At 75.0% G+C, this 20606-nt stretch carries 21 protein-coding genes and 2 tRNA genes; 13 read left to right on the forward strand and 10 right to left on the reverse strand.

Annotated features, from left to right (window positions below):
- The first annotated feature begins 74 nt into the window (after positions 1-74).
- Together VEW93_14005 and VEW93_14010 are read left to right on the forward strand one after the other, a co-directional pair.
- Entirely contained in the window at positions 75-938 is an 864-nt protein-coding gene (locus tag VEW93_14005; GenBank protein ID HYI62904.1) for a hypothetical protein, read from the forward strand.
- Positions 939-1206: 268 nt separating this feature from the next.
- Positions 1207-1545: a hypothetical protein gene (locus VEW93_14010; protein HYI62905.1), complete on the forward strand. Its 339-nt coding sequence runs from the start codon at positions 1207-1209 to the stop codon at positions 1543-1545.
- 167 nt (positions 1546-1712) lie between these two features.
- On the opposite strand, the gene VEW93_14015 is transcribed toward VEW93_14010, so the two are convergent.
- Positions 1713-3101, reverse strand: coding sequence for an alpha/beta fold hydrolase (locus VEW93_14015; GenBank protein HYI62906.1), 1389 nt, complete (start codon positions 3099-3101; stop codon positions 1713-1715).
- A 156-nt stretch (positions 3102-3257) separates the two neighbouring features.
- Between VEW93_14015 and VEW93_14020 the strand changes: the two genes are divergently transcribed.
- Complete coding sequence (locus VEW93_14020; GenBank protein HYI62907.1) at positions 3258-3839, forward strand: TetR/AcrR family transcriptional regulator; 582 nt, start codon at positions 3258-3260, stop codon at positions 3837-3839.
- Positions 3840-3909: 70 nt separating this feature from the next.
- Here the strand turns inward: VEW93_14020 and VEW93_14025 are convergent, their stop codons facing one another.
- On the reverse strand, positions 3910-5316 hold the full coding sequence (locus tag VEW93_14025; GenBank protein ID HYI62908.1) for a hypothetical protein: 1407 nt from the start codon (positions 5314-5316) through the stop codon (positions 3910-3912).
- 459 nt (positions 5317-5775) lie between these two features.
- Positions 5776-5851, reverse strand: a tRNA-Gly gene (locus VEW93_14030).
- 94 nt (positions 5852-5945) lie between these two features.
- Here VEW93_14030 and VEW93_14035 point away from each other — a divergent pair.
- From VEW93_14035 to VEW93_14050, 4 genes are all read left to right on the forward strand, one after another.
- Positions 5946-6476 carry a sigma-70 family RNA polymerase sigma factor gene (locus VEW93_14035; GenBank protein HYI62909.1) on the forward strand — a complete coding sequence of 177 codons (531 nt, stop codon included), beginning with the start codon at positions 5946-5948 and terminating at the stop codon, positions 6474-6476.
- On the forward strand, positions 6473-7834 hold the full coding sequence (locus tag VEW93_14040; protein HYI62910.1) for a hypothetical protein: 1362 nt from the start codon (positions 6473-6475) through the stop codon (positions 7832-7834). Before VEW93_14035 ends, VEW93_14040 begins: the two co-directional genes overlap by 4 nt.
- Positions 7835-7904: 70 nt before the next feature.
- A complete protein-coding gene (locus tag VEW93_14045; protein ID HYI62911.1) occupies positions 7905-8831 on the forward strand; it encodes a hypothetical protein in 927 nt (308 codons plus the stop codon).
- Between the two features lie 117 nt (positions 8832-8948).
- Complete coding sequence (locus tag VEW93_14050; GenBank protein HYI62912.1) at positions 8949-9113, forward strand: hypothetical protein; 165 nt, start codon at positions 8949-8951, stop codon at positions 9111-9113.
- A 9-nt stretch (positions 9114-9122) separates the two neighbouring features.
- Here VEW93_14050 and VEW93_14055 read toward each other — a convergent pair whose 3' ends face one another.
- Positions 9123-9317, reverse strand: coding sequence for a ferredoxin (locus VEW93_14055; protein ID HYI62913.1), 195 nt, complete (start codon positions 9315-9317; stop codon positions 9123-9125).
- Positions 9314-10582, reverse strand: coding sequence for a cytochrome P450 (locus tag VEW93_14060; GenBank protein ID HYI62914.1), 1269 nt, complete (start codon positions 10580-10582; stop codon positions 9314-9316). Before VEW93_14060 ends, VEW93_14055 begins: the two co-directional genes overlap by 4 nt.
- Positions 10583-10714: 132 nt before the next feature.
- Here VEW93_14060 and VEW93_14065 point away from each other — a divergent pair.
- Positions 10715-10789: transfer RNA gene (locus VEW93_14065), tRNA-Cys, on the forward strand.
- Positions 10790-10822: 33 nt separating this feature from the next.
- Here the strand turns inward: VEW93_14065 and VEW93_14070 are convergent.
- Positions 10823-11266, reverse strand: coding sequence for a hypothetical protein (locus VEW93_14070; protein ID HYI62915.1), 444 nt, complete (start codon positions 11264-11266; stop codon positions 10823-10825).
- Between the two features lie 132 nt (positions 11267-11398).
- Here VEW93_14070 and VEW93_14075 point away from each other — a divergent pair, with 132 nt between their 5' ends.
- The 4 genes from VEW93_14075 to VEW93_14090 all read left to right on the forward strand — a co-directional run bounded on the left by VEW93_14075 (position 11399) and on the right by VEW93_14090 (position 16943).
- Positions 11399-12535 (forward strand): DUF2330 domain-containing protein, encoded by a 1137-nt coding sequence (locus tag VEW93_14075; protein ID HYI62916.1) that lies wholly within the window; start codon positions 11399-11401, stop codon positions 12533-12535.
- The gene (locus VEW93_14080; protein ID HYI62917.1) at positions 12532-12981 is read left to right on the forward strand and encodes a plastocyanin/azurin family copper-binding protein; all 450 of its coding nucleotides are present in this window, start codon (positions 12532-12534) and stop codon (positions 12979-12981) included. The genes VEW93_14075 and VEW93_14080 overlap by 4 nt, the downstream gene beginning before the upstream one ends.
- 71 nt (positions 12982-13052) lie before the next feature.
- On the forward strand, positions 13053-16019 hold the full coding sequence (locus VEW93_14085; GenBank protein ID HYI62918.1) for a proline dehydrogenase family protein: 2967 nt from the start codon (positions 13053-13055) through the stop codon (positions 16017-16019).
- A gap of 111 nt (positions 16020-16130) precedes the next feature.
- Positions 16131-16943 (forward strand): hypothetical protein, encoded by an 813-nt coding sequence (locus VEW93_14090; protein HYI62919.1) that lies wholly within the window; start codon positions 16131-16133, stop codon positions 16941-16943.
- A 7-nt stretch (positions 16944-16950) separates the two neighbouring features.
- Here VEW93_14090 and VEW93_14095 read toward each other — a convergent pair whose 3' ends face one another.
- Positions 16951-18087 (reverse strand): aminotransferase class V-fold PLP-dependent enzyme, encoded by a 1137-nt coding sequence (locus VEW93_14095; protein HYI62920.1) that lies wholly within the window; start codon positions 18085-18087, stop codon positions 16951-16953.
- Positions 18088-18135: 48 nt separating this feature from the next.
- The gene (locus VEW93_14100) at positions 18136-18615 is read right to left on the reverse strand and encodes an Lrp/AsnC family transcriptional regulator (protein ID HYI62921.1); all 480 of its coding nucleotides are present in this window, start codon (positions 18613-18615) and stop codon (positions 18136-18138) included.
- Positions 18616-18767: 152 nt separating this feature from the next.
- Between VEW93_14100 and VEW93_14105 the strand changes: the two genes are divergently transcribed.
- Entirely contained in the window at positions 18768-19397 is a 630-nt protein-coding gene (locus VEW93_14105) for a hypothetical protein (protein ID HYI62922.1), read from the forward strand.
- Between the two features lie 28 nt (positions 19398-19425).
- On the opposite strand, the gene cofE is transcribed toward VEW93_14105, so the two are convergent.
- The gene (cofE, locus tag VEW93_14110; protein ID HYI62923.1) at positions 19426-20127 is read right to left on the reverse strand and encodes a coenzyme F420-0:L-glutamate ligase; all 702 of its coding nucleotides are present in this window, start codon (positions 20125-20127) and stop codon (positions 19426-19428) included.
- On the reverse strand, positions 20124-20606 hold a 483-nt coding region (locus VEW93_14115; protein HYI62924.1), incomplete at its 5' end, for a 2-phospho-L-lactate transferase CofD family protein. The genes cofE and VEW93_14115, both read right to left, overlap by 4 nt.

Consider the following 20606-nt stretch of genomic DNA (forward strand, 5'->3'; position numbering starts at 1 on the left):
CATCGGCACCTGCGCCCCGAAGTGGATGCATCCGAAGATGACCCCGACGCCAGCAACGAGAAAGCCCCTGGCGAGTGGGCCAGGGGCTGGAGCCGACGACGGGATTCGACGCCACAACCTGGCCAAGGAAGGGCTACACCGCCGGCCGCAAGGTCGTCGCCGAGCGGGCTGGCGAGGTCTCCATCGAAGACGAGGCCACCATCGCCTGGTCAGAGGGCCGCTACAACGACGCGCGGCGTGCCTGGCGCCGGCTCTCTGAGGACACCCCGGCCCTGGCCCTCCACCGACGTGAGCGCATCGCCGCCTGTCTTTGGGCCCAGGGTCGCCTCGTCCCCGCTGCAATCAGCTTGGCTCGATCCCAAGAACGAGCCGCTGCGGCCCTCCGCAGCGACGACGCCGACCAGGTGCAGGTCGGTCTGGACTGGATCGACACGGCCACCCGGCTTTTCGAACACATGGACCGGACCGAGCTGCGGATCCTCCCCAAACGGGCAGCCAGGCGACGGATCCTCGCCATGGTGCCGGACGACGCCTCCCGATTGCCGTTCCACACCCGCTCGCGTCACCAGGAGATCCGCGCCTGGCTGACCGCTGGCCAGGGATCGACAGACGCCACCAACGCCGTCAACGATGTTCGTAACGGGATGCTCGAGGCCGCCAGCCTGAACGGCTACCTGAACTACTGCCACCGTGAGCTCCGAGACCGAGCGAAGTCGGGAAAGCCCGGCTCCGTGCCTCGTGAGGACTACCTCGGCCTACAAGAGAGAGCGACGAAGCTAGGCGCACTCGGAGATGCGGCACGAGTAGTCCTCATCCCCGGCTCGGAGGCCGCCTTCTCGCTCTGGGAAGTGACCAAGACCGTCTGGTCAGTCCAACTTGGCCCATGGCAACGGATCCGGACCATCGGACACACGGCCGTCAGTCGATTGCGGCGCTGAGCTGACACTGCTCACATGATGGCGGACCTGGGGAAGGCAGACTTGGCCGTCTGGGGATGAATCTGCTCGCATCCGCCATGACCCAGAACCTCACTCCGGATGGACTTCTACGACTACGGCCCCGGCGTCATCGAAGAACCGGAAGAGGAGTGCCCAGAGAGCACCTTGGCGTGCATCGCGATGATGGACCTCGACCTAGCCGGCACCTGGATTACGTCGATCCAAAGCGCGGTGATCGACGGCACCGGCACCATCGACACGCTCACCGATTTCTGTCATTCTTCACAACGACACGGCCTACCTCGTCGCCATCCGAGGCCCGATGGCCGGGTGGCTCCGCAACGCGTCGGCCACGCCGCATGTCCGACTCCGGATCAGAGGTGGCACCTTCGAGGGCATGGCCCGATCGCTTCAGCATCCCGGCGACGTGGCCACCGCACAACGCGTCTACTGCGAGACGCTGAACGTCTTTGACCGCGCCGAGTACATGATGCACATGCCTGGATGGCCGACCCCCGGGCGGATCAAGGCTCTGCATGAGCACTGGTTCACCACCGGCCAGCCGGTCGCGGTCGGTGATCTCTGCCGCCCGAAGCGCGGCCGGTAGCCCCTTGGGACCAGAGCGCGTTCGTCACCTGACGTCGACACAGCGCAGTTGCCAGTAGCCGGGGGTGTGACCACCAGCGCCCCGGCACCGGCTTGGCGGGACCCGACCCGGAGGCCAACGGGCGTTCGTCCGCCTGCCGGTGCGTGCCCGCTCCACAGGGGCACGGGTCACGCCGCGCCGTCGACCTCCCAGTCGCTGAACACGACGCTGACCGCATGGGTGCTGGACGGCCAGCGGGGCACGTTGAGGATCTGAGGCCGGCGGGCGTCTCCGCGGGGCAGGTTCGTGACGGTGATGGTCCCGCTCCCGTCAGGAGATGCTGGCAGGGACACGTCGATGCCGCTCTGGAAGGGCTGCTCCGAGAAGTAGGGGAGCGGAGCCAGCGTCGTCTCCCCGGGGGTGGCGGCGTCGTCGTGGATGTGGAGGCCGATGGTGTCGTTGCCCACGAAGTCGGTGATGGCGTCCACCGGCTCGCTCCCATCGACGCTGATCTCCAGGACGTCGCGGGCGTCCCCCTCGGCGTACCACTCGCGCATGCGGATGGCGATGAGCGCCGTGTGGTCCTCTCCGACGTTCGTGTTCGCCCGGGTCGGGCCGTCGGGGGGCGAGGACAGCAGTCGGACCAGGTGGCTGCTGCGCACGTAGGGCTGCAGGTAGAGGTGGTGCGTCACCGGCGAGTCGTCCGTCGAGAGGGCGTACTCGTAGTGGGCGCCGGTGGCGAGCTCGACGGGCCCGAACTCGCCGTCGGGCCCGAGCTCGAAGGTGGCGTGGGGGTCGTCACCGGAGCGGGCACCGGTGTCGGGGTCGATCTCCCAGATGGCCAGGTCGGCCTGGCGGCCGGTGTTGGCCGGGAAGTTCACCGCCCGCCCCGAGATCTCGACCGGGGCGCGCTGGGGCACGATGTCGACCACCTCGGGCTCCTCACCGACCAGGAACTCGTACTGCATGGCGAAGGACTCCTTCGAGGTGGCCACCTCGACGTGGGCCTGGCCCGGAAGGGCCTCTTGGGTTGGGGCCAGGCACGGCACCACGTCGGGGCACGGCTGGCCGTCGATGGCGACGTACTTCGCGACCTTCGCCGCTCGGGCGGGATCTGCGAGGTAGGTGCTCGAGACCCCCGTCCCGCGCGAGTGGCCCACCAGGTACACCTGCTCGACCTCGAAGGTGGCCAGCGCCTCGTCGACCACCTCGGCCACCCCTGCGACGTAGGCGTCGAAGTCGACCCCGGCCCCGTCGTGGTCGTAGGCGATGATCCGCTCCTGCGGGTAGCCGTTGGCCACGAAGCGCATGGCCTGCGACTCGTACTGCTGGGCCGAACCGGCGAAGCCGTGCACGAACACGATGGGCAGCGCCACCTCATCGGGGAGCGCCGGCCGTGGGTCGGTGCCGTCGGCGTCGCCGGTCCCCTCGCCACCGTCGGTGCGGCCGCCCCCCGCAGAGCCCTCCCCGGTGGACGTGCTCGTCCCGGACGTCCCGTCGCCGGCGTCGTCGGACCCGGAGGAGCAGGCCGCCCCCGCCAGCGACATCACGAGGACGGCGAGGAGGAGCAGGCGCACGGCACCGGGACGGTGGCCTCGACCACAGGTGTGGGGCATGCGATCCTCCGTCGGTCGGGCGGCGGCCCGGGTGGGGCGGCCGAGAAACAGTGCACCACTGTACCGGAAGTCGAGCACGGAGGTCAGCGACGTTCGACCCACGGTTACGGTGCCACGGTGGCGATCAGCGACGGCGACCCCCGCATCGCACGCACCCGATCCACGGTGATCGCCGTCGTCCACCGGCTCCTTCGGACCGAGGGCCCCGGAGCGGTCACCTTCGGGCGCGTGAGCAGGGAGACGGGCGTCTCGCGCACCACCCTCTACCGTCACTGGCCCGGGCCCTCCGAGCTCGTCGCCGACGCGTGGACACGTCTGGTCCCACCCGGACCGCCACCGCCCACCGCCGACCTCCGGGTCGACCTGGTGGCCATGTTCATCCGCGTGCGCAACGCCGTCGAGTCGACCACCATGCAGCGCTCGCTGCCCACCTTCCTCGCCGCCGCCCTGGACGACCCGGTCATCTCCCAGCTCCACGCCGCCTTCGTCCGCGATCGCCGTCAACCCGTGCTCGAGCGCCTCTCGCAGGCGCGAGCAGAGGGTGAGCTGGACGCCGATGCCGATCTCGACCTGCTCGTCGATCTCCTGTCCGGTCCTCTGTTCTACCGGCAGCTCCTCCGGCGAGAGCCCACGAGCGACCGGCAGGTCGCGGACCTCGTCGACGCGGTCTTGGCCGTCGCCTGCTCTGCTCCGCGCTGAGGTGGCGGCCGCTCGGGGCCCAGGTCCGCGCCTGAATCGTCCAACGGCGGGCCAAGGATCAAGAGCAGGTCTACGACTCGATCATCTCCAGCTCGGCGCCCAGCAGGAGCAGGTGACTTGCGCCGACACCTCCGAGAACCTCAGACGATTCGGGCAACGACACCGATCGTTGCCCACCGGTCGCGACGTCGAGGGCGATCGCATCGGACCCGGGCGCACCGATCAGCACGACGGTGGTGGACGAGGTCGAGGTGAGGCCGCCGACACTGGCCCCGTCCAATGATCCGTCGCTCACCCAGCCGTGATCCGGGTGGTACGACACGAAGCCATCACCCGAGCCCGTCAGGGCCAACACGACATAGCCCGCATCCGGCGTGCAACGACCGATGTTGCCGCCTCGCACGATCCGAAGGTCGGCGGGACCGGTCTCGGGCACCGTGTCCCAGGCCGCCGACGCCGGGTCGTATCGGGCGATGCCGAGATCGAAGTCCGCATCGGGCGTGAGCGGCGTTTCGACCGGCGCCGGCCCATCCGTCTCCGGCGACACCATGCGGGAATCGTCAACGGCAAGGAGCGCCCCTCCGGTCGCGCACAGACCCGAGTTGGGGGGGACGTCGATCTCGTTCCACTCACCGCCGCCGTTGGTCGAGACCCAGGTTCGCATCGTCGCGTCGGGTTCGTCACCGAGGACGGAGTAGGCCACCCCACCATCACCGAACGTGTAGGTGCCGAGCGCACCCTGCACATCCCGAGGCGTTGGGGCTCCGGTCGGCCGCGCCACCTCCTCCCAGGTCCGGTCGATCAGGTCGAGACGCAAGAGGATCGGATCCCCCGGCTCGCACCCCAGCTCGCCGATGTCACTGGGCGTGTAGCCGGTTCGACAGGTCACCCCGGCCATGTGGACCGCACCGTCCCATGCGCTCACCGACAGGTTGTCGAGGGGTGCGGCGACTGGTGGTGCTGTGAGCTCAGTGACCCTCGCGTCGGTCTCGACCAGGAACACCTCGCCAGTCGGCTCGAGTCGTTGCCGCTCGACGGAACCTTCTCGCAGCATGGCCCCGCCCAAGATCAGCGCGCCGCCGTCCACCGCCACCACCATCGGGCGACGACGTTCAGCGTCGAACAACTCCTGCAGGCCCGTCGCCTCGTCAAGCGGAACGCTTCGCCCTCCAGCTTCGACCGAGGTGGCCGCGCCCCCATCGGACCCCGTCCCGCACGACACGTCGGCAAGCAAGCACACCGCCACCACGGCGAGACGTCGCAGAACCCCTGGACCGCCACCGCCGGGCACCTTGTCAGCATAAGGAACAAGAGCTTGGGTCAGGACCGTGGCGCAACGGCGAATCCAGGCCGCTTGGAGGCCGGTGGCTGCCATGGCGCGGTACAGGTTCTCGATGGCCTCCCAATCGAGCTGACTGAGCCGGATCGCGGCGAAGGGACTGGCGCAGCCGGCCGCCGTCGGCCCGAGCGAACCCACACCCCCGCGGCACCCGCGGCACCCCGGCACCCGCGGCACCCGCGGCATGATCACCACACCAACCCCGTCCGGACAACCGGGGGAAGGTCAGGAGCGGGTCTGGCGGGCTGTCGTCGCCGCCCAGTGCGGGGATGCGGTCTCGGACCACTGTTCCAGTAGGTCGCCCATGGACCCGGTGTGGGTTCGAGCCCGTTTGACCTCTTCCGCGAAAGCCTTCAGCTGACGGCGGGCTTCCTGGGCCGATCCGTGGACGGTACGGGTGGCCCATCGCTGTCGCCCGCTGGCTGGATCGATGCCTTGGTAGACGCGGAGTTCCCAGCTGTCCTTGGCTCTGCCGCATCGAGCGGTCATGGGCAAGAGCATGGGCAGGTCATGGGCGAACCGCCCTGAGGGCGAGAGTCCCGAAGGGGCCCGGCCGGTACGAAGCCCCTGGTCAGAGGGCCAGGGGCTTCGTCTTGATGGAGCGGACGACCGGATTCGAACCGGCGACCCTCACCTTGGCAAGGTGATGCTCTACCAGCTGAGCTACGTCCGCGTGAGGGGTGGACTGTAGCAGCGGGCCCTTGACCGATCACACCGATCGAACCTCGGGGGGCGCCTCGTGCGTCTCCCGGCTGTGATGGTGATCTGTGGACGCTGACGCCTTCGCCGCGGAGGCCGCTGACCTGCACACCCGCCTGGTCCGTGTGGTCTCGCTGGTGGCCGGCGACCGGGCCCTGGCCGAGGAGTGCGCCCAGGAGGCGCTGCTCCGGGCCTGGGAGCGCGTGGAGCGGGGCGCTCCGCTCGACTCGCTGGTGGCCTGGACCACGACCGTGGCCCTCAACGCCTGCCGCTCCAGCCTGCGGCGGCGGCGGGCCGAGGCCCGGGCCCTGGACCGCCTCCCCGGTCGGGCCGACGCCGCCGAGCCGGCCGCCGAGGGCCTGACGGCCGAGGTGCGGGACGCGGTGCGGGCCCTCCCCCTCCGCCAGCGGGAGGTGGTGGTCCTCCACTACCTCCTAGACCAGGACGTGGCCACCGTCGCCCGCCACGCCGGCATCACGCCCGGCGCGGTCAAGAACGCCCTGTTCCACGCCCGGGCCGCGCTGGCCGCCCGGCTCCGGGTCGACGCGTCGACTGCGGCCGAGCCGGCGACGACCCCCCTCTCGGAGGACTACCCGTGACCGATCTCGACACCCTCCTCCGCGCCACCCTGGCCGCCGCCGCCGGCGAGGTGGAGCCCACCGATCCGGTGGCCCTGGCCCGCGACCTGCACCGGGCTCGGGCCTCACGACGCCGGGCCCACCGGGCCCGGGCGGTGGCCCTGGCCGCGGCGGCCGTCCTGCTGGTGGTGGGCGCCTCGGTGCTGGTGCGCTCGGCCGTCTCGGGCGACGGCGACCAGGCCCGCGACCGGGTCCAGGCCGGCCCCCCCTCTGCGCCCACGGCGGGGCCGACGGCGCCGGCGCCCGGGGGCGAGGGCCCTCCGGCCGCGCCCACCAGCTTCGCCGGCCTGGGCCCCGGCTGGCACTCCCTCGACCCGGGGCCGGTGCCGCCCGCCCTCGGCGCCGGCCTGGCCTGGACCGGGGCCGAGCTGGTGATCGTCCTGCCCGACGGCTCGGCCTGGGCCCACCGGCCCGACCGCGGCACGTGGCGGACCCTGGCCCCCGCCCCCCTCGCTGGCGGCGACGCCGTCGAGCTGGCCTGGACCGGGACCGAGGTGGTGGCCGTGGCCCGAGGCTCCCGGACCACCTCGGCGGCCTGGGACCCGGGCACCGGCACCTGGCGCGACCTCGGGGCCGTGCCCGTCGCTCCGGAGCTGGCCGCGGCGCTCGGATCCCTGGGCATCGTCTCCGCCGGGGCCGCCCCGGCCCTGGTCTGGTCGGGCGAGCGCCTCTTCGACATGGAGCGCCTGGCGGCCCTCGACCCGACCACCGGCCAGTGGGAGCCGCTGGCCCTGCCGGCCGACCTGGTCGCCTTCACCAGCCTGCTCTACACCAACGCGGTGTGGGACGGGACCGAGGTGCTGGCCGTGAACTGGATCGGGTCCGGCCTGGCCTGGGACCCGAGCGGGACGTCGTTCCGGGAGGTGGCCCCGGCGGCCACGGAGCTGGGCAGCACCACCGGCAGCGTCCCCTTCACCCGGGCCGTCGCCGTCGGGGGCGAGGTGGTCCTGGTCTCCGGGCTCGACGACCCCGGCAGCGGCCGGGGCACGGGCGGGGTGGCGGCGCTCGATGCCCGCACCGGTCGGTGGCGTCGCCTCCCTGACGTGCCGGGTGTCAACGCCGATGTCGGTTGCCCCTACCTGGTGGAGGCCGTGGCCGGCCAGGTCGTCGTCCAGCGCTGCGACCAGCCGTCCACGATGGTGCTCCGGGACGGGCGGTGGCAGCCCAACGGGACCCCGGCCCTGGACCAGCAGTGCTGCGGGGGCCGGTGGCAGGCGGCTGGCGACGCCCTGGTCGTCTGGTCCAGCGACACCGACACCGTGAACAACGACCGGGCCCCCTACGTGGAGGCCGCGGTGTGGGTCCCCGAGGACCGCTGACCGGCGCCGGCGGTGACGTCGGTGGGGCCCGGCCGGTGGGCCGGGGCGACGGCTGCTAGGCACCCGGGTCATGGCCGACCCGGACCCCGACGACGTCGCCGCCCTGCTGGCCGGGCCGCCCGAGGAGTTCGTGGGGGCCCGCGCCGCCCGGGTGCGAGCCCTCCGGGCCGAGGGGCGGAAGGGGGAGGCCGCCGCCCTGGCCACCGTGCGCAAGCCCACCCGGCTGGTCTGGGCCGTCGGTGAGGTGGGCCGTCGGCACCCGGCCGAGGCGGCCGAGGTCCTGGCCGCCGCAGCCGAGCTGGCGGCCGCCCAGGCCGGCCACGGCGGGAGCGCCCGCCAGGCCCTGCGCCGCTTCCGGCCCGCGGTCGAGGCCCTGGCCGCCCACGCCCCGGACATCGACCCCGCCCTCGACGCCGCCGCCGTGGGCCTGGCCCTGCGCACCATCCTGGCCGATCCGCCGGCCCGCGCCGCGTGGGCCGAGGGCCGCCTCCTGGCCCTACCGTCCGCCGACGCCGAGCCGACCGCCACCGGCCCGTCCCCGGCGGCGACGTCCCCCCGGGCCGCCCCACCTGCGGAGGCCGGTGGCCCGTCCCGCCCGCGGCGCCGCCCGGCGGCCACCGGCCCGCCGGCCGCGGCTCCGTCACCCCCCGAGGAGGCCGAGCCTCGGCCGGCCCGACGACCCGGCCCGTCGGTCGCCGCCCGGCGCCGGTTGCGCGCCGCCGCCGACCGGGCCCGGGCCGCCCTGGCCGACGCCGAGCGCGACCTGGCCGAGGCCACCGACACGCTGGAGGCCCGAGAGGCGGAGGTGGCCGACCGGGAGCGGGCCCGGGACGAGGCGGCCCGTGCCCTCGACACGGCCGAGGCGGCCCGGGCCGAGGCCGAGGCCGACCGGGACCGGGTCCGGGCCCGACGGGACACGGCGCAGGCCGGGGTCGAGGAGGCCCGCCGCCTGCTCGATGCCGCCCAGGCCGAGCTGGACGCCCTCGACGAGCCCTGACCAGGCCGGCCCGCGCGAGAGGGCAGGCCGGCCGAGGGCGAGAGGCAGGCCGGCCCGTCCGGTTTCCTGCCCCGCCGGCCGGGGCAGTCGGGCCCGGGCCCACCCAGGAGGACGACCATGACCATCGAGGCCGGCACGCTGCTGACGTGCACCAACCAGGAGTGCGGCTGCCGGCTCCAGGTCCAGGAGCCCTGCCCCCACGGCGACGGCTACATCTGTGGCTGCGGCCACGAGCTCACGGCCGGGTCCCGCCCGCCCCTCCCGCCCACGCCGGGGGCCTGACCGGGCCGTTCAGGCCTCGAGGGTGATGGCGTACTCCGGGCAGTTGTCGGCGGCCAGGCGGGCCTTGCCCTCCAGGTCGGTGGGCACCTCGCCCTCGACCAGCAGGATGGCGTAGCCCTCGTCGTCCACGTCGAACAGCTCCGGGGCCAGCAGGTAGCAGCGGTTGTGGCCCTGGCAGGCGGCCCGGTCGTACTGGATCCTCATCGGGGCCCTCCGGGGCGGGTGGCCAGCAGTCGGATCGGCAGCTGGCGGGGGCCGCGGACCTGCCCGGTCGACCACCGGACGGCCTCGGCGTCGGCCAGCTCGAAGTCCGGCACCCGGCGCACCCACTCCTCCAGGGCCACCCGCAGCTCCATGCGGGCCAGGTTCGAGCCCAGGCAGCGGTGGATGCCCAGCCCGAAGGCGGCGTGGCGGTTGCGCTCCCGGTCGAGCACCACCTCGTCGGGCTGGTCGAAGGCCTCGGGGTCGCGGTTGGCCGAGGGGAAGGGCAGGAGCACCCAGTCGTCCTTGTGGAGCTGCTGCCCGCCCAGCTCCACGTCCTCGGCCACCAGGCGGGCCATGGTCACCGGGGCGTAGGCCCGCAGCATCTCCTCGACGGCGAAGGGCATCACCTCCGGCTCCTCGACCAGGCGGCGTCGGTGCTCGGGGTGCTGGGCCAGGTGCCAGATGCTGGCCCCGATGGCCGACCAGGTGGTGTCGATGCCGGCGATGAGCAGCAGGGCCACCGTGCCCAGGATGTGGTCGTCGCCCAGGGGCCGGCCCTCGATCTCCAGGTCGAGCAGGTAGCCGATGAGGTCGTCGCGGGGCGTGGCCCGGTGATCGGCGATGACGCCCTCGAGGTAGCTGATCATCGTGTCCTCGGTGTCGGTGGGCCCGGTCTGGCCCGGCTTCTCGAGGATGCGGTGGATGAAGACGCGGAACCGGTCGCCGTCGGTGGGGGGCACGCCCAGCATGTGGGCGATGACCTGGACCGGGATGTGCTGGCTGTAGGCGGTGGCCACGTCGACGGTGTCCTCGCCCTCGGCCAGGCCGTCCAGCATGGTGTCGATGAGGCCCCCGCACAGCTCCCGGGTGGTGGCCTCCAGCGGGCGGACCGCCTTGGGGGAGAAGGCCGGCAGCAGCAGGCGGCGGGCGAACTCGTGGAACGGCGGGTCCGACGTGATGGGGGGAGCGAAGCCGACCGGCGCCGGGGCGGTGGGCTTGAAGTCCGAGACGATCACGCTGCGGGACGTGAAGTGCGTCGTGTCGTGGGCCACGGCCGAGACGTCCTGGTGGCTGGTGGGCAGCCAGGCCCCCCCGAAGCGGTCGGTGTGGGCCACCGGGCAGCGCCCCCGCAGGTCGTCCCAGATCTCGGGGGCCGCCGCCGCGTAGGCCTCGTGGGTGTGGTCCCAGTCCGTGGCCCAGTCGACCGGGGCGGGACGCTCCTCCGGCGCGGGCCGGGGCCTGGGCGGCGTCGTCTGGTCCGTCATGGTGTCGCTGGCCCCTTGCTGGTGTCCGTGCGCTGCCCGCCCACCGTAGCCCTCGGGGTTCGCGGGTCCGCCGACGGGGCACGAGGGGCGGCGGAGGGCGCCCAGGCCCGTGGGCTAGAGTCCCGGGCTCCTGGCGTCGTGGCCGAGTGGCTTAGGCAAGGGACTGCAAATCCCTGTACGCGGGTTCGATTCCCGCCGACGCCTCCACCGCTGACCAGGGCCCGGGCGCCCCACCCGTGGTCAGCCGCCCTCGTCGGTGGCGCACTCCCGTGACCGCTCGGCCTGCGGACCGTCGCCGTCGACACCCTGCAGGGCGGGGGAGTCCTCCTCCACGTCGGCGCCCACCTCCGAGGCGGAGCGGGCCTCGTCGTTCACGGGGTAGGTGAAGCCGGGGCTGCTGCCGTCGGGCGCGGAGGCGCTGATCCACGTGGCCCCGTCGGAGGTCGAGTAGTACCAGCGGGGCGGGCCCCCCGGGGCGGGCGGGCCCTCCACGGCCCCGGTGACCTCGGCGCCGAGGCTGTCCCGCAGGTCCTGGGCCACGGGCACGCACTCGGTGTTCAACGGCTCGGTGCTGGCCGCCTCCCCCGAGGTCGTGGTGGTGGTCGCGTCGCTGCTGGGGTCGTCGTCGCTGCAGCCGACGATGACGAGGGCGGCCAGCGTGATGGTGGCCAGTGACTTCTTCATGGGAACCCCTCCCTGGGATGTTGGCCGAGACACTAGGACCGGCGCCGCTGCCCGTGCCGTCACCTCGCCGGGTGGGGAACCACGGTCCGCTGGGGGGCGTCGGAGGGAGGACCGACTGACCGGAGGGTCCCCATGTCCGCTCCCCCTGCTCCCGCCCGACCCCGCCCCGGCCGCCACGGGACCCGCCGCCGGCGTCGCGCCCTGCCCCGGGTGTTGGCCGTGCTGGCCGCCGCCGGCGCCGCCACCGTGATCGGGGCCGGCCCCGCCGCGGCCTGCGGGGGGCTGGTGGGCGAGAACGGCACCATCGAGCTGGTCCGCACCACCACCCTGGCCGCCTACCACGACGGCGTCGAGCGCTACGTGACCTCCTTCCAGTTCACCGGTGAGGGCGAGGAGGTGGGCTCGATCGTCCCCCTGCCCGACGTCCCCACCGCGGTGGAGCGGGGCGGTGACTGGACCCTCCAGCGGCTGCAGGAGGAGGTGGCCCCGCCGGCCCCCACCGCCGCGGCGGCCACCGAGGCCGCCGACAGCGGGGCCGAGGTGATCCTGCAGACCGAGATCGACGCCCTCGACATCACCGTGCTGAAGGGGGGCGCCGACGAGGTGGGCCGGTGGGCCGTCGACCACGGCTACCTCCTCACCCCCGACGCCCCCGAGGTGCTGCGCTTCTACGCCGAGCGCAGCCCCGTGTTCATGGCCGCCCGGTTCGACGCCTCCCGGGCCGCCGAGCTGGGCCAGCAGGCCGGTGACGGCACGCCCATCATGGTCACCATCCCCACCGACCGGCCCTGGGTGCCCCTGCGGATCCTCGGCCTCGGCCTCGACGGGGACACCGAGGTCGAGGCCGACGTGTTCCTGCTGACCGACCGGCGGCCCCAGCTCCTGGCCGGGGGAGACGGCCTGACCCTCGACCGCAGCGAGCCGGCCGGCGACGGCCTGCTGGCTGACCTCCGCTCCGACGTGGGCATGGGCTGGGTGCCCGAGGACATGTGGTTCACCCACCTCCCCCTGCAGGTCGAGGCGGGCGACCTCGACTACGACCTGGCCGTCTCCACCGACGACGCCGTGGCGCCGGCCGTGGCCGACGCCGGCATCAGCGCCCGGACCGCGGTGCCCGTCACCGGCGACGACGGGGCCACGCCGTGGTGGCCGATCGCCGTCGGTGCCCTGGCCGCGGGAGCCGTGGCCGCCGGCCTCGGGGTGGTGCGGGCCATGACGGCGACGCCGCGGCCGGTCCCCCCGCCCGCGGGGCCTGGCGGTCACCCGTGAGGGGGCTGGGCACGGCGGTGGCCAGCCTGGTGGTCGGCGCCGCGGTCACCGGCGGGGGCTACGCCGCGGCGTCGTCCGCTGGCGCGTCGTCGGCCACCCGGGGCCCGGGCACGGTGACGGTGGTCGTCACCGCTCGCGACAGCCGCTTCACCCCCGACCACATCGAGGTGTGGGAGGGCACGCAGGTGCGGTTCGTGGTCCGCAACCGGGACCCCATCGGCCACGAGATGGTGGTGGGGTCCGAGGAGGTCCACCGCCGCCACCGGGGCGGGACCGAGGCGGCCCACCCCCCGGTGCCGGGCGAGGTGTCGCTGGGCCCGGGCCAGACCGGGGCCACGGTGGCCGACCTGGACCACGCCGGCACCTACCGGGTGGCCTGCCACCTGCCGGGCCACGAGCGCTACGGCATGGTCGGCGAGGTCGTGGTCCGGAGCCGCCCGGGCTGACGACGATCACCGGATCACCGGATCACCGGGTTGCCCGGGTTGCCCGGCAGGGCCGTGGGTAGCGGGAGCCGGTGACGGCCGAGATCGAGGATCGAGTCGACGCCACGGCCCGTCGCCTGGCCGCGGCGGGCGACGGGGCCGGCTCGTCGGTGTACAGCATGTCGTGGTGGAGCGAGAAGGCCCTGGAGCGGGCCATGCACCACCCCACGTTCAAGGCCCAGCTCTTCCGCTTCGTCGACGTGTTCCCCGCCCTCGACGACGACGCCGAGGTGGCCGCCCACCTGCGCCAGTACCTCGACGGCCTCGACGTGCCCGCCGCGCTCCACCTCGGGGTCGACGTCGCCCCCCACGTCCCGTTCGGCACGCGGGTCGAGGCCGGCGTGGCCCGCCGCAACATCGCCCGCGTGGCCCGGCAGTTCATCCTGGGCAGCACCACGGCCGAGGCCGTCGAGGGCGTGGCCCGGTTGTGGGAGGAGGGCACGGCCACCACCGTCGACCTGCTGGGGGAGAAGACGGTGGTGGCGGCCGACGCCGACCGCTACGCGGCCCGGGTCGCCGAGGTCCTCGAGGCGCTCACCGCCGCCGCCCCGGGCTGGCCGGCCCGGCCCCACCTCGACACCGACGACCTCGGGCCCCGCCCCCGGGTCACCATCAGCGTCAAGCCCACGGCCCTGGCCCACCACTACGAGCCGCTGACCCGCGAGCACGGCCTGGCCGCGGCCCGGGCCCGGCTGCGCCCCCTCCTCCTCCGGGCCGGGGAGCGGGGGGCGGCGGTCCACCTCGACATGGAGCACGCCGAGGTCAAGGACCTGACCCTGCGCCTGTTCCGGGACATGGCCACCGACCCGGAGCTGGCCCACGTCGACCTGGGCGTGGTCGTCCAGGCCTACCTGCGCGACAGCCGGGACGACCTGGCCGACCTCGTCGCCCTCTCGGCCCGGCGCCCCCGCCCCATCACCGTCCGCCTGGTCAAGGGCGCCTACTGGGACACCGAGACCACCCAGGCCCGCAGCGCGGGGTGGCCGGTGCCGGTGTACGAGCGCAAGGAGGAGACCGACGCCAACTACGAGCGCTGCACCCGCCTCCTCCACGACCACCACGGCGAGGTGCGGGCCGCCTTCGCCACCCACAACCTCCGCTCCCTGGCCCACGCCGTCGAGTACGGCCGCCACGCCGGCGTGCCCGACGACGGCTACGAGGTCCAGATGCTGCACGGCATGGCCGAGCCCCTCCACCGGGCGGTGCGGGAGCTGGGGCTCCGGCTCCGGGTCTACGCCCCGGTCGGGGAGCTGGTGCCCGGCATGGCCTACCTGGTCCGGCGGCTGCTCGAGAACACCAGCAACGAGTCGTTCGTCCGCCACCGCTTCGCCGAGGGCGCCGACCTGGACCAGCTCCTGGCCCGGCCTCGGGTCGACGCGCTCCCCGGCCTGGAGGCCGCCCCCCGCCGTCCCACCCCGGTCGACGACCCGCCGCCGCACGCCCCCGAGCCGGTGCGGGAGTGGCGGCGGGCCGCGCCCCGGGCCGCCTTCCGGGCCACCGTCGAGCGCGCCGCCGGCTCCGACCCCCGGACCGTCCCCGCCCTGATCGCCGGGCAGCAGGTCACCACGGCCGGGACCATCGACTCCCTGGACCCCACGGAGCCGGGCCGGGTGGTGGCCCGCTCGGCGGCGTGCGGGCCGGCCGAGGCCGACGCCGCCGTGGCCGCCGCCTGCGCCGTCGAGGCCCGCTGGCGTCACACGCCGGCCCGGGAGCGGGCCGCCACCCTGTTCCGGGCCGCGGCGTGGATGCGCGACCACCGCGACGAGCTGGCCGCCCACCAGGTCCACGAGGTGGGCAAGCCCTGGGACCAGGCCGACGCCGATGTGTGCGAGGCCATCGACTTCTGCGAGCACTACGGCCGGCAGGTGCTGGACCTGGCCGCCGGCACGCCGGTCGACTCGCCACCCGGCGAGGCCAACCGCCTCACGTACCAGGGCAAGGGGGTCACGGCGGTGATCGCACCCTGGAACTTCCCCCTAGCCATCCCGTGCGGCCTGGTGGCGGCGGCCGTCGGGGCCGGCAACCCGGTGGTGCTCAAGCCGGCCGAGCAGGCCCCCGGCGTGGCCTGGGACCTGGTCCGGGCCTTCGGCCAGGCCGGCCTGCCCGACGGCGTGCTGGGGCTGGTGCCGGGCCGGGGCGAGGAGGTCGGCGCCCGCCTGGTCGAGCACCCCGACGTGGCCGTGGTGGCCTTCACCGGCTCGCGGGAGGTGGGCCTGGCCATCAACGCCGCCGCCGCCGTCACCCACCCCGGCCAGCGCCACGTCAAGCGCGTCATCGCCGAGATGGGCGGCAAGAACGCGCTGATCGTGGACGGTGACGCCGATCCCGACCAGGCAATCCCCCTGGCCGTCCGCTCGGCCTACGGCTTCTCGGGGCAGAAGTGCTCGGCCCTCTCCCGCCTGATCGTGCTCGACCGGCTGTGGGACGCCGTGGTGCCCCGCCTGGCCGACGCCGTGCGGGAGCTGGTGGTCGGCCCGCCGATGGAGATGGGCACCCAGGTCGGCCCGGTGATCGACGCCGAGGCCCACCGCCGCCTCGGCGGGGTGGTGGCCGGCGCCCACCGCCACGGCACGGTGCTGGTGGCCCGGGACGACGCCCCGGGACCCGGCTGCTACGTGGGGCCCACCCTCGTCGCCGACGTCGACCCCTCGTCGCCCCTGGCCCGCGACGAGCACTTCGGGCCCGTGCTCGCCGTGCTGCGGGCCGCCGACCTCGACGAGGCCATCGCCCTGGCCAACGACACCGCCTACGCCCTCACCGCCGGGGTGTGCAGCCGGTCGCCGGCCACCGTGGAGCGCTGCCGGCGCGAGCTGCGGGCCGGCAACGTCTACGTGAACCGCGACATCACCGGCGCGGTCGTCGGGCGGCACCCCTTCGGGGGCTACGGCCTCTCCGGCGTGGGGGCCAAGGCCGGCGGGCCCCACTCGCTCCTGCCCTACGTGGACACCAGGGCCACCAGTGAGAACACGGTCCGGCAGGGCTTCGCCCCCGAACCCTGACCCGGCCCGAGCGCCCGGGGGCCGGCGGCCCGGGCGCGCCGGGGGTGGCCCACGAGGTAGACGTGGGGCGTGGCGGCCGGCACCCGGCCGCCGTGACCCGGAGGGTGACCCGTGACCGATCGCAGCTGCCCGTCGTGCGGCCTCGGCGTGGCCCCCCACCAGACGCTGTGCCCGTCGTGCCGGACGCCGGTGCCGTCCGACCCCGGCCCGGTGGCCGCCTCGGCCGAGGGCAGCGGCGTCACCGTCTCGGACCCGCCTCCCCGGCGGCCCCGGCCCCAGCCGTCCCCGCCCGCCCCCCGGATCGAGCCGCCCGAGCCCACCGCCTCCGCTCCGGGCCGGGCGGAGCGCCGCCCGGCGCCCGCCCCCGTCGCCACCCACCAGGTGGCACTGCCGGCGCCGTCCTCCATCGGTCCCGCCCTGCCCTCCGACGCCACCACGACCTTCGGGGCCGCGGCCCCGGGACCCGCCGGCGGCGACGACGTCACCGCCGTGGCCCCGGTGCCGCGACCCGGCCCTGCCGGCCCCGCCGTCGACGAGCGGGGCAACGTGCCCGCCGGCCTGCTGGCCCTGGCCGCCGCCGCCCTGGTGGTGGCGGGCGTGGTCCTGCCCTGGTTCGAGGTGGCCGGGGAGGCGGTGTCGGGTTGGCGGGCCAGCGCCGACGCCATGGTGCTGGCCGGCCTGGCCGCCGGGACCACGGTGGTGGCCGCCCTCCTGATCGGCGGCGCCCGCTCCCTGGCCCTCCGCCTCGCCCTGGTGGCCGGCGGGCTGGCCACCATGGCCATCGGGGCCGTCGAGATGGCCAGCGTGGGCGGCCTGGACGACGGCCTCGGGGCCACGCTGTCGGTCGGTCCCTTCCTGGTCGTCGGCGGGGGCGTGGTGGCCGCCCTGGCCGGGTTCGCCACCCGGCACCGCCGCCGGCGCTAGGCGCCGGTCACAGCCCGGCCACGGCGGCCAGGGCGGCGTCGAGGTCGGACTCGTCGTTCCAGGCGTGGGGGGAGAAGCGGACGCCGTCGCCGCGGGGGGCGGCGACCACCCCCTCCTGGGCCAGCCGGGCCCGGACCTCGGGTGCCGGAAGGCCGGGGACGGCCACCGAGACCAGGGCCGAGCGGCCGTCGCCGTCCTGGGCCGAGAGCACGGTGGCCCCCAGGGCGGCCAGGCCACCGGCCAGGCGCCGGGCCAGGCCGTCGACCCAGGCCCACACCGCCTCCGGCCCGGGCCCGTCCAGCAGGTCGAGGGCGGCGCCCAGGCCGGCGATGCCGGCGTGGTTGAGGGCGCCGGGCTCGTGGGCCCGGGCCGAGGTGGCCGGGTCGGGTCCACCGGCGTCGGGGGGTCGTGGTGCCCCGGGCACGGCCACCGGCAGCCGCTCCCGCAGCGGCGGCGCCAGGTAGGCCAGGCCGATCCCGTGGGGCCCGAGCATCCACTTCTGGGCCCCGGCGGCGGCGGCGTCCACCCCCCAGGCCGCCAGGCTGCACGGCACCACCCCCACGCCCTGGATGGCATCCACGCACAGCAGGGCGCCGTGGTCGTGGGCCAGGGCGGCCAGCGCGGCCAGGTCGGTGCGCCACCCGTCGTGGGCCTGGACCCACGAGACGGCCACCGCCCGCACCCGGCCCCGCCCCGCCTCCAGGGCCCGGGCGAAGGCCTCCAGCGGGAGCCGGCCGACGGGGCCCACCGGGTCGACGAGGTCGAGCTCGACGCCGCGCCGGGCCTGGGCCCGCCACGGCCCGGTGGTGGCCGGGTGGTCGCCGGCGGCCAGGACCACCCGGTCCCCGGGCCGCCAGTCCAGGCCCGCGGCCACCAGGCCCATGCCGGTGGTGGTGTTGGGGACGAAGGCCACGTCGTCGACGGTGGCCCCCAGGAGGGCGGCGGCCCGACCCCGCACCCGCTCCACCGTGGCCCAGCGCTCCTCGTAGGCCGCCGAGGCTCGCACCGACGCCTGCTCGGCGTCGGCCGCCATGGCCGCCACCACCGCCGTGGGCAGGGGGCTCATCAGCGCCGTGTCCAGGTAGGCCACCCGCCCCGCCACCGGCATCTGGGCCCGGTCGATGGGGGGTGCGGCGACGGGCACGGCCGCCAGCATGCCCGGCCCGCTCCCGGAGGCGTGACCGGGCCCGGCTCAGCCCTCCTCGGGCGTGTCCAGGATGCGCTGGACCAGGGGCAGCACCTTGAAGTGGATCTGCTCGGTGAGGGCGATGTGGGTGACCGTGCGCTCGATGCCGGAGACCTCCAGCACCCGGTGCAGGACCTCCTGCAGGTGGCCGTTGTCCCGGGCCACCACCCGGAGCAGGACGTCGCCGGGGCCGCTGGTGGTGTGGGCCTCGATGACCTCCGGCAGGTTGGTCAGGTGGTCCACCACGCCGTCGAGGCGCCCCTGGGCGATCTCCAGGGTGACGAAGGCCAGCACCGAGTAGCCCATGGTGTCGAGGTCGAGCTCGGGCTCGAAGCTGCTGATCACGCCCCGGGCCTGCAGCTTGTCCAGGCGGGCCTGGACGGTGCCCCGGGCGACGCTGAGCTGGCGGGCCAGCTCCATCACTCCGGCGCGGGGGGTCGTCGCCAAGGCCATGATCAGCTTGGCATCCAGTTGGTCGATGCTCATGTGGGCGGATCGTAGGGCCTCGACGCCAGCGGTGTTCGTTTCGCCCATGACGGGGGCGCGCCCGGTGACGTCGGCGACCCGGGACGACCCCGGCCCGGTGTTGGCTAGGGTGCGCCGCTCGATCGTGGCGCGGGAGGAGCAGAGGGTGGGACATGGGTGAGGCCGGGGCCCCGGGCCCGACCGGTGAGGTGCGCGTCCAGGTGGTGACGGGCGACCCGCTGGTCGACCGGGCCACCTCCGTGTACCGCCAGATGCTGGCCCAGGCCGGCGTCCCCGGGGCCGAGGAGGCCCAGCCGCCCCAGAGCCGGCCCCCGGGGCGCACTGCCTTCCACGTCGCCATCGACGCCTCCGGCACCGCCCTGGGTGTGGTCCACACCACGCTGGGCGCCCTCGACGAGCTGCTGATGGCCCGCTGGATGGACCCCGACGAGCGCCTGGGCGGCCCCATCTGCGAGTGCCCGTCCATCGCCGTGCGGCCCGAGGCGGCCGGGGCCGGCATCACCGAGCTGCTGTTCCGGTCCGTGTACTGCTTCGCCCGCCGGCAGGGCGCCCGCAGCCTGGCCACCGTCCTCGACCCCTTCTCCCTGACCCTGTTCCGGGACGAGTACGGCATCCTGTTCCGGACCCTGGGGCCGGTCACCACCGAGCTGGGCTTCGAGACCGTCCCGGTGGGGGAGGGGCTCCACGAGCTGGAGGACGGCCTCCGCCGCCTCCGCCCCGAGTTCCTGGCCTTCCTGACCGAGCCCTTCTCCGCCGCCGAGCGGGCCCGCTTCGGGCTCTAGCGCCGCCCGGCGGTGCCGGTCGGGCCGGTCAGCGGAACAGGTCCTGGGCCGGCGGCCGGACCAGCTCGGCACCCACCCCGCCGGAGCGGAACCACCAGGCCGGGCCGCCCCGGACCACGGCCACCGGGACCCGGTCGGCCTTGCCCATGACCAGCTCCGCGGCCCCGGCCAGCTCGTCGACCAGGGCCACCTCGGTGGCGTGGAGCTCCCGTCCCAGGGAGTCCTCGGTGCCCCGCAGGTCGACCAGGGCGGCCAGGCCGGCCGAGCCGATGGCCACGTCGGTGAGCCCGTGGCGCCAGGGCCGGCCGAAGGTGTCGGAGACGACCACGCCAACCTCGACGCCGGCCCGGGCCCGCAGGCCGTCCCGCAGCCGGCGGGCCGAGCGGTCGGGGTCGACGGGCAGCACCGCGGCCCAGCCCGCCTCCACGTTCGACAGGTCGACGCCGGAGTTGGCGCACACGAAGCCGTGCCGGGTCTCGGTGATGGCCAGGTCGCCCCGGCGCCGCAGCACCCGCACCGCCTCGGACTCGACCAGCCGCCGGTGGGCGTCGGGGTCATCGGGATCGACCGCCACCATGGCCCCCTCGGCCTTGGACACCACCTTCTGGGTGACCACGACGACGTCCCCGTCGCGCAGGTCGGGGGCGGCGGCGGCGATCAGCCCGGCCAGGTCGTCACCGGCCCGCACCTCCGGGATCCCCTCGATCGGGAGGATCTCGAGGCGGCTCACGCCAGGACCCGCTCGGCCAGGTGGGTGGCCTCCTCGACGCCGTGCATGATCGTGGGCGCCACCACGCAGCGGACCCCCTCCGCCTCCACCGCCGCGGCGTGGTGGGCGTCGGCGTCGTCGATCAGGAGGGTCCCCACGAGGGGAGCGTAGAGGCGCGCCACGCCGATCACGGAGGCGTCGTGGCCGAGCTCCCGGAGGAGGCGGTCGGCGGGGCCCTTCAGCGCGGCCCCGGCGATGATCGGGGACACCGCCACCACGTCGGCACGGCGGGCCGACACCGCGGCCCGCACTCCGGGCACGGCCAGGACGGGATCGATCGACACGATCGGGTTCGACGGCGCCACCACGACGCGGCGAGCCGAAGCGATCGCCTCGAGCACGCCCGGCGCCGGTCGGGACGCATCGGCGCCGTCGAACCGCACGGCGGTGACGGCCACGTCGTGCTGGCGCTCCACGAAGTACTCCTGGAAGCCGATCTC

The organism is Acidimicrobiales bacterium (genome assembly GCA_035630295.1).
GTDB lineage: Bacteria > Actinomycetota > Acidimicrobiia > Acidimicrobiales > Iamiaceae > Iamia.

What these genes read in the sequence shown, in the direction of transcription:
- VEW93_14070 (HYI62915.1), bottom strand. Translation starts at nt 11,266, where the DNA reads ATGAAGAAGTCACTGGCCACCATCACGCTGGCCGCCCTCGTCATCGTC.
- VEW93_14050 (HYI62912.1), top strand. Translation starts at nt 8,949, where the DNA reads ATGACCATCGAGGCCGGCACGCTGCTGACGTGCACCAACCAGGAGTGC.
- VEW93_14045 (HYI62911.1), top strand. Translation starts at nt 7,905, where the DNA reads ATGGCCGACCCGGACCCCGACGACGTCGCCGCCCTGCTGGCCGGGCCG.
- VEW93_14055 (HYI62913.1), bottom strand. Translation starts at nt 9,317, where the DNA reads ATGAGGATCCAGTACGACCGGGCCGCCTGCCAGGGCCACAACCGCTGC.
- VEW93_14105 (HYI62922.1), top strand. Translation starts at nt 18,768, where the DNA reads ATGGGTGAGGCCGGGGCCCCGGGCCCGACCGGTGAGGTGCGCGTCCAG.
- VEW93_14100 (HYI62921.1), bottom strand. Translation starts at nt 18,615, where the DNA reads ATGAGCATCGACCAACTGGATGCCAAGCTGATCATGGCCTTGGCGACG.
- VEW93_14075 (HYI62916.1), top strand. Translation starts at nt 11,399, where the DNA reads ATGTCCGCTCCCCCTGCTCCCGCCCGACCCCGCCCCGGCCGCCACGGG.
- VEW93_14060 (HYI62914.1), bottom strand. Translation starts at nt 10,582, where the DNA reads ATGACGGACCAGACGACGCCGCCCAGGCCCCGGCCCGCGCCGGAGGAG.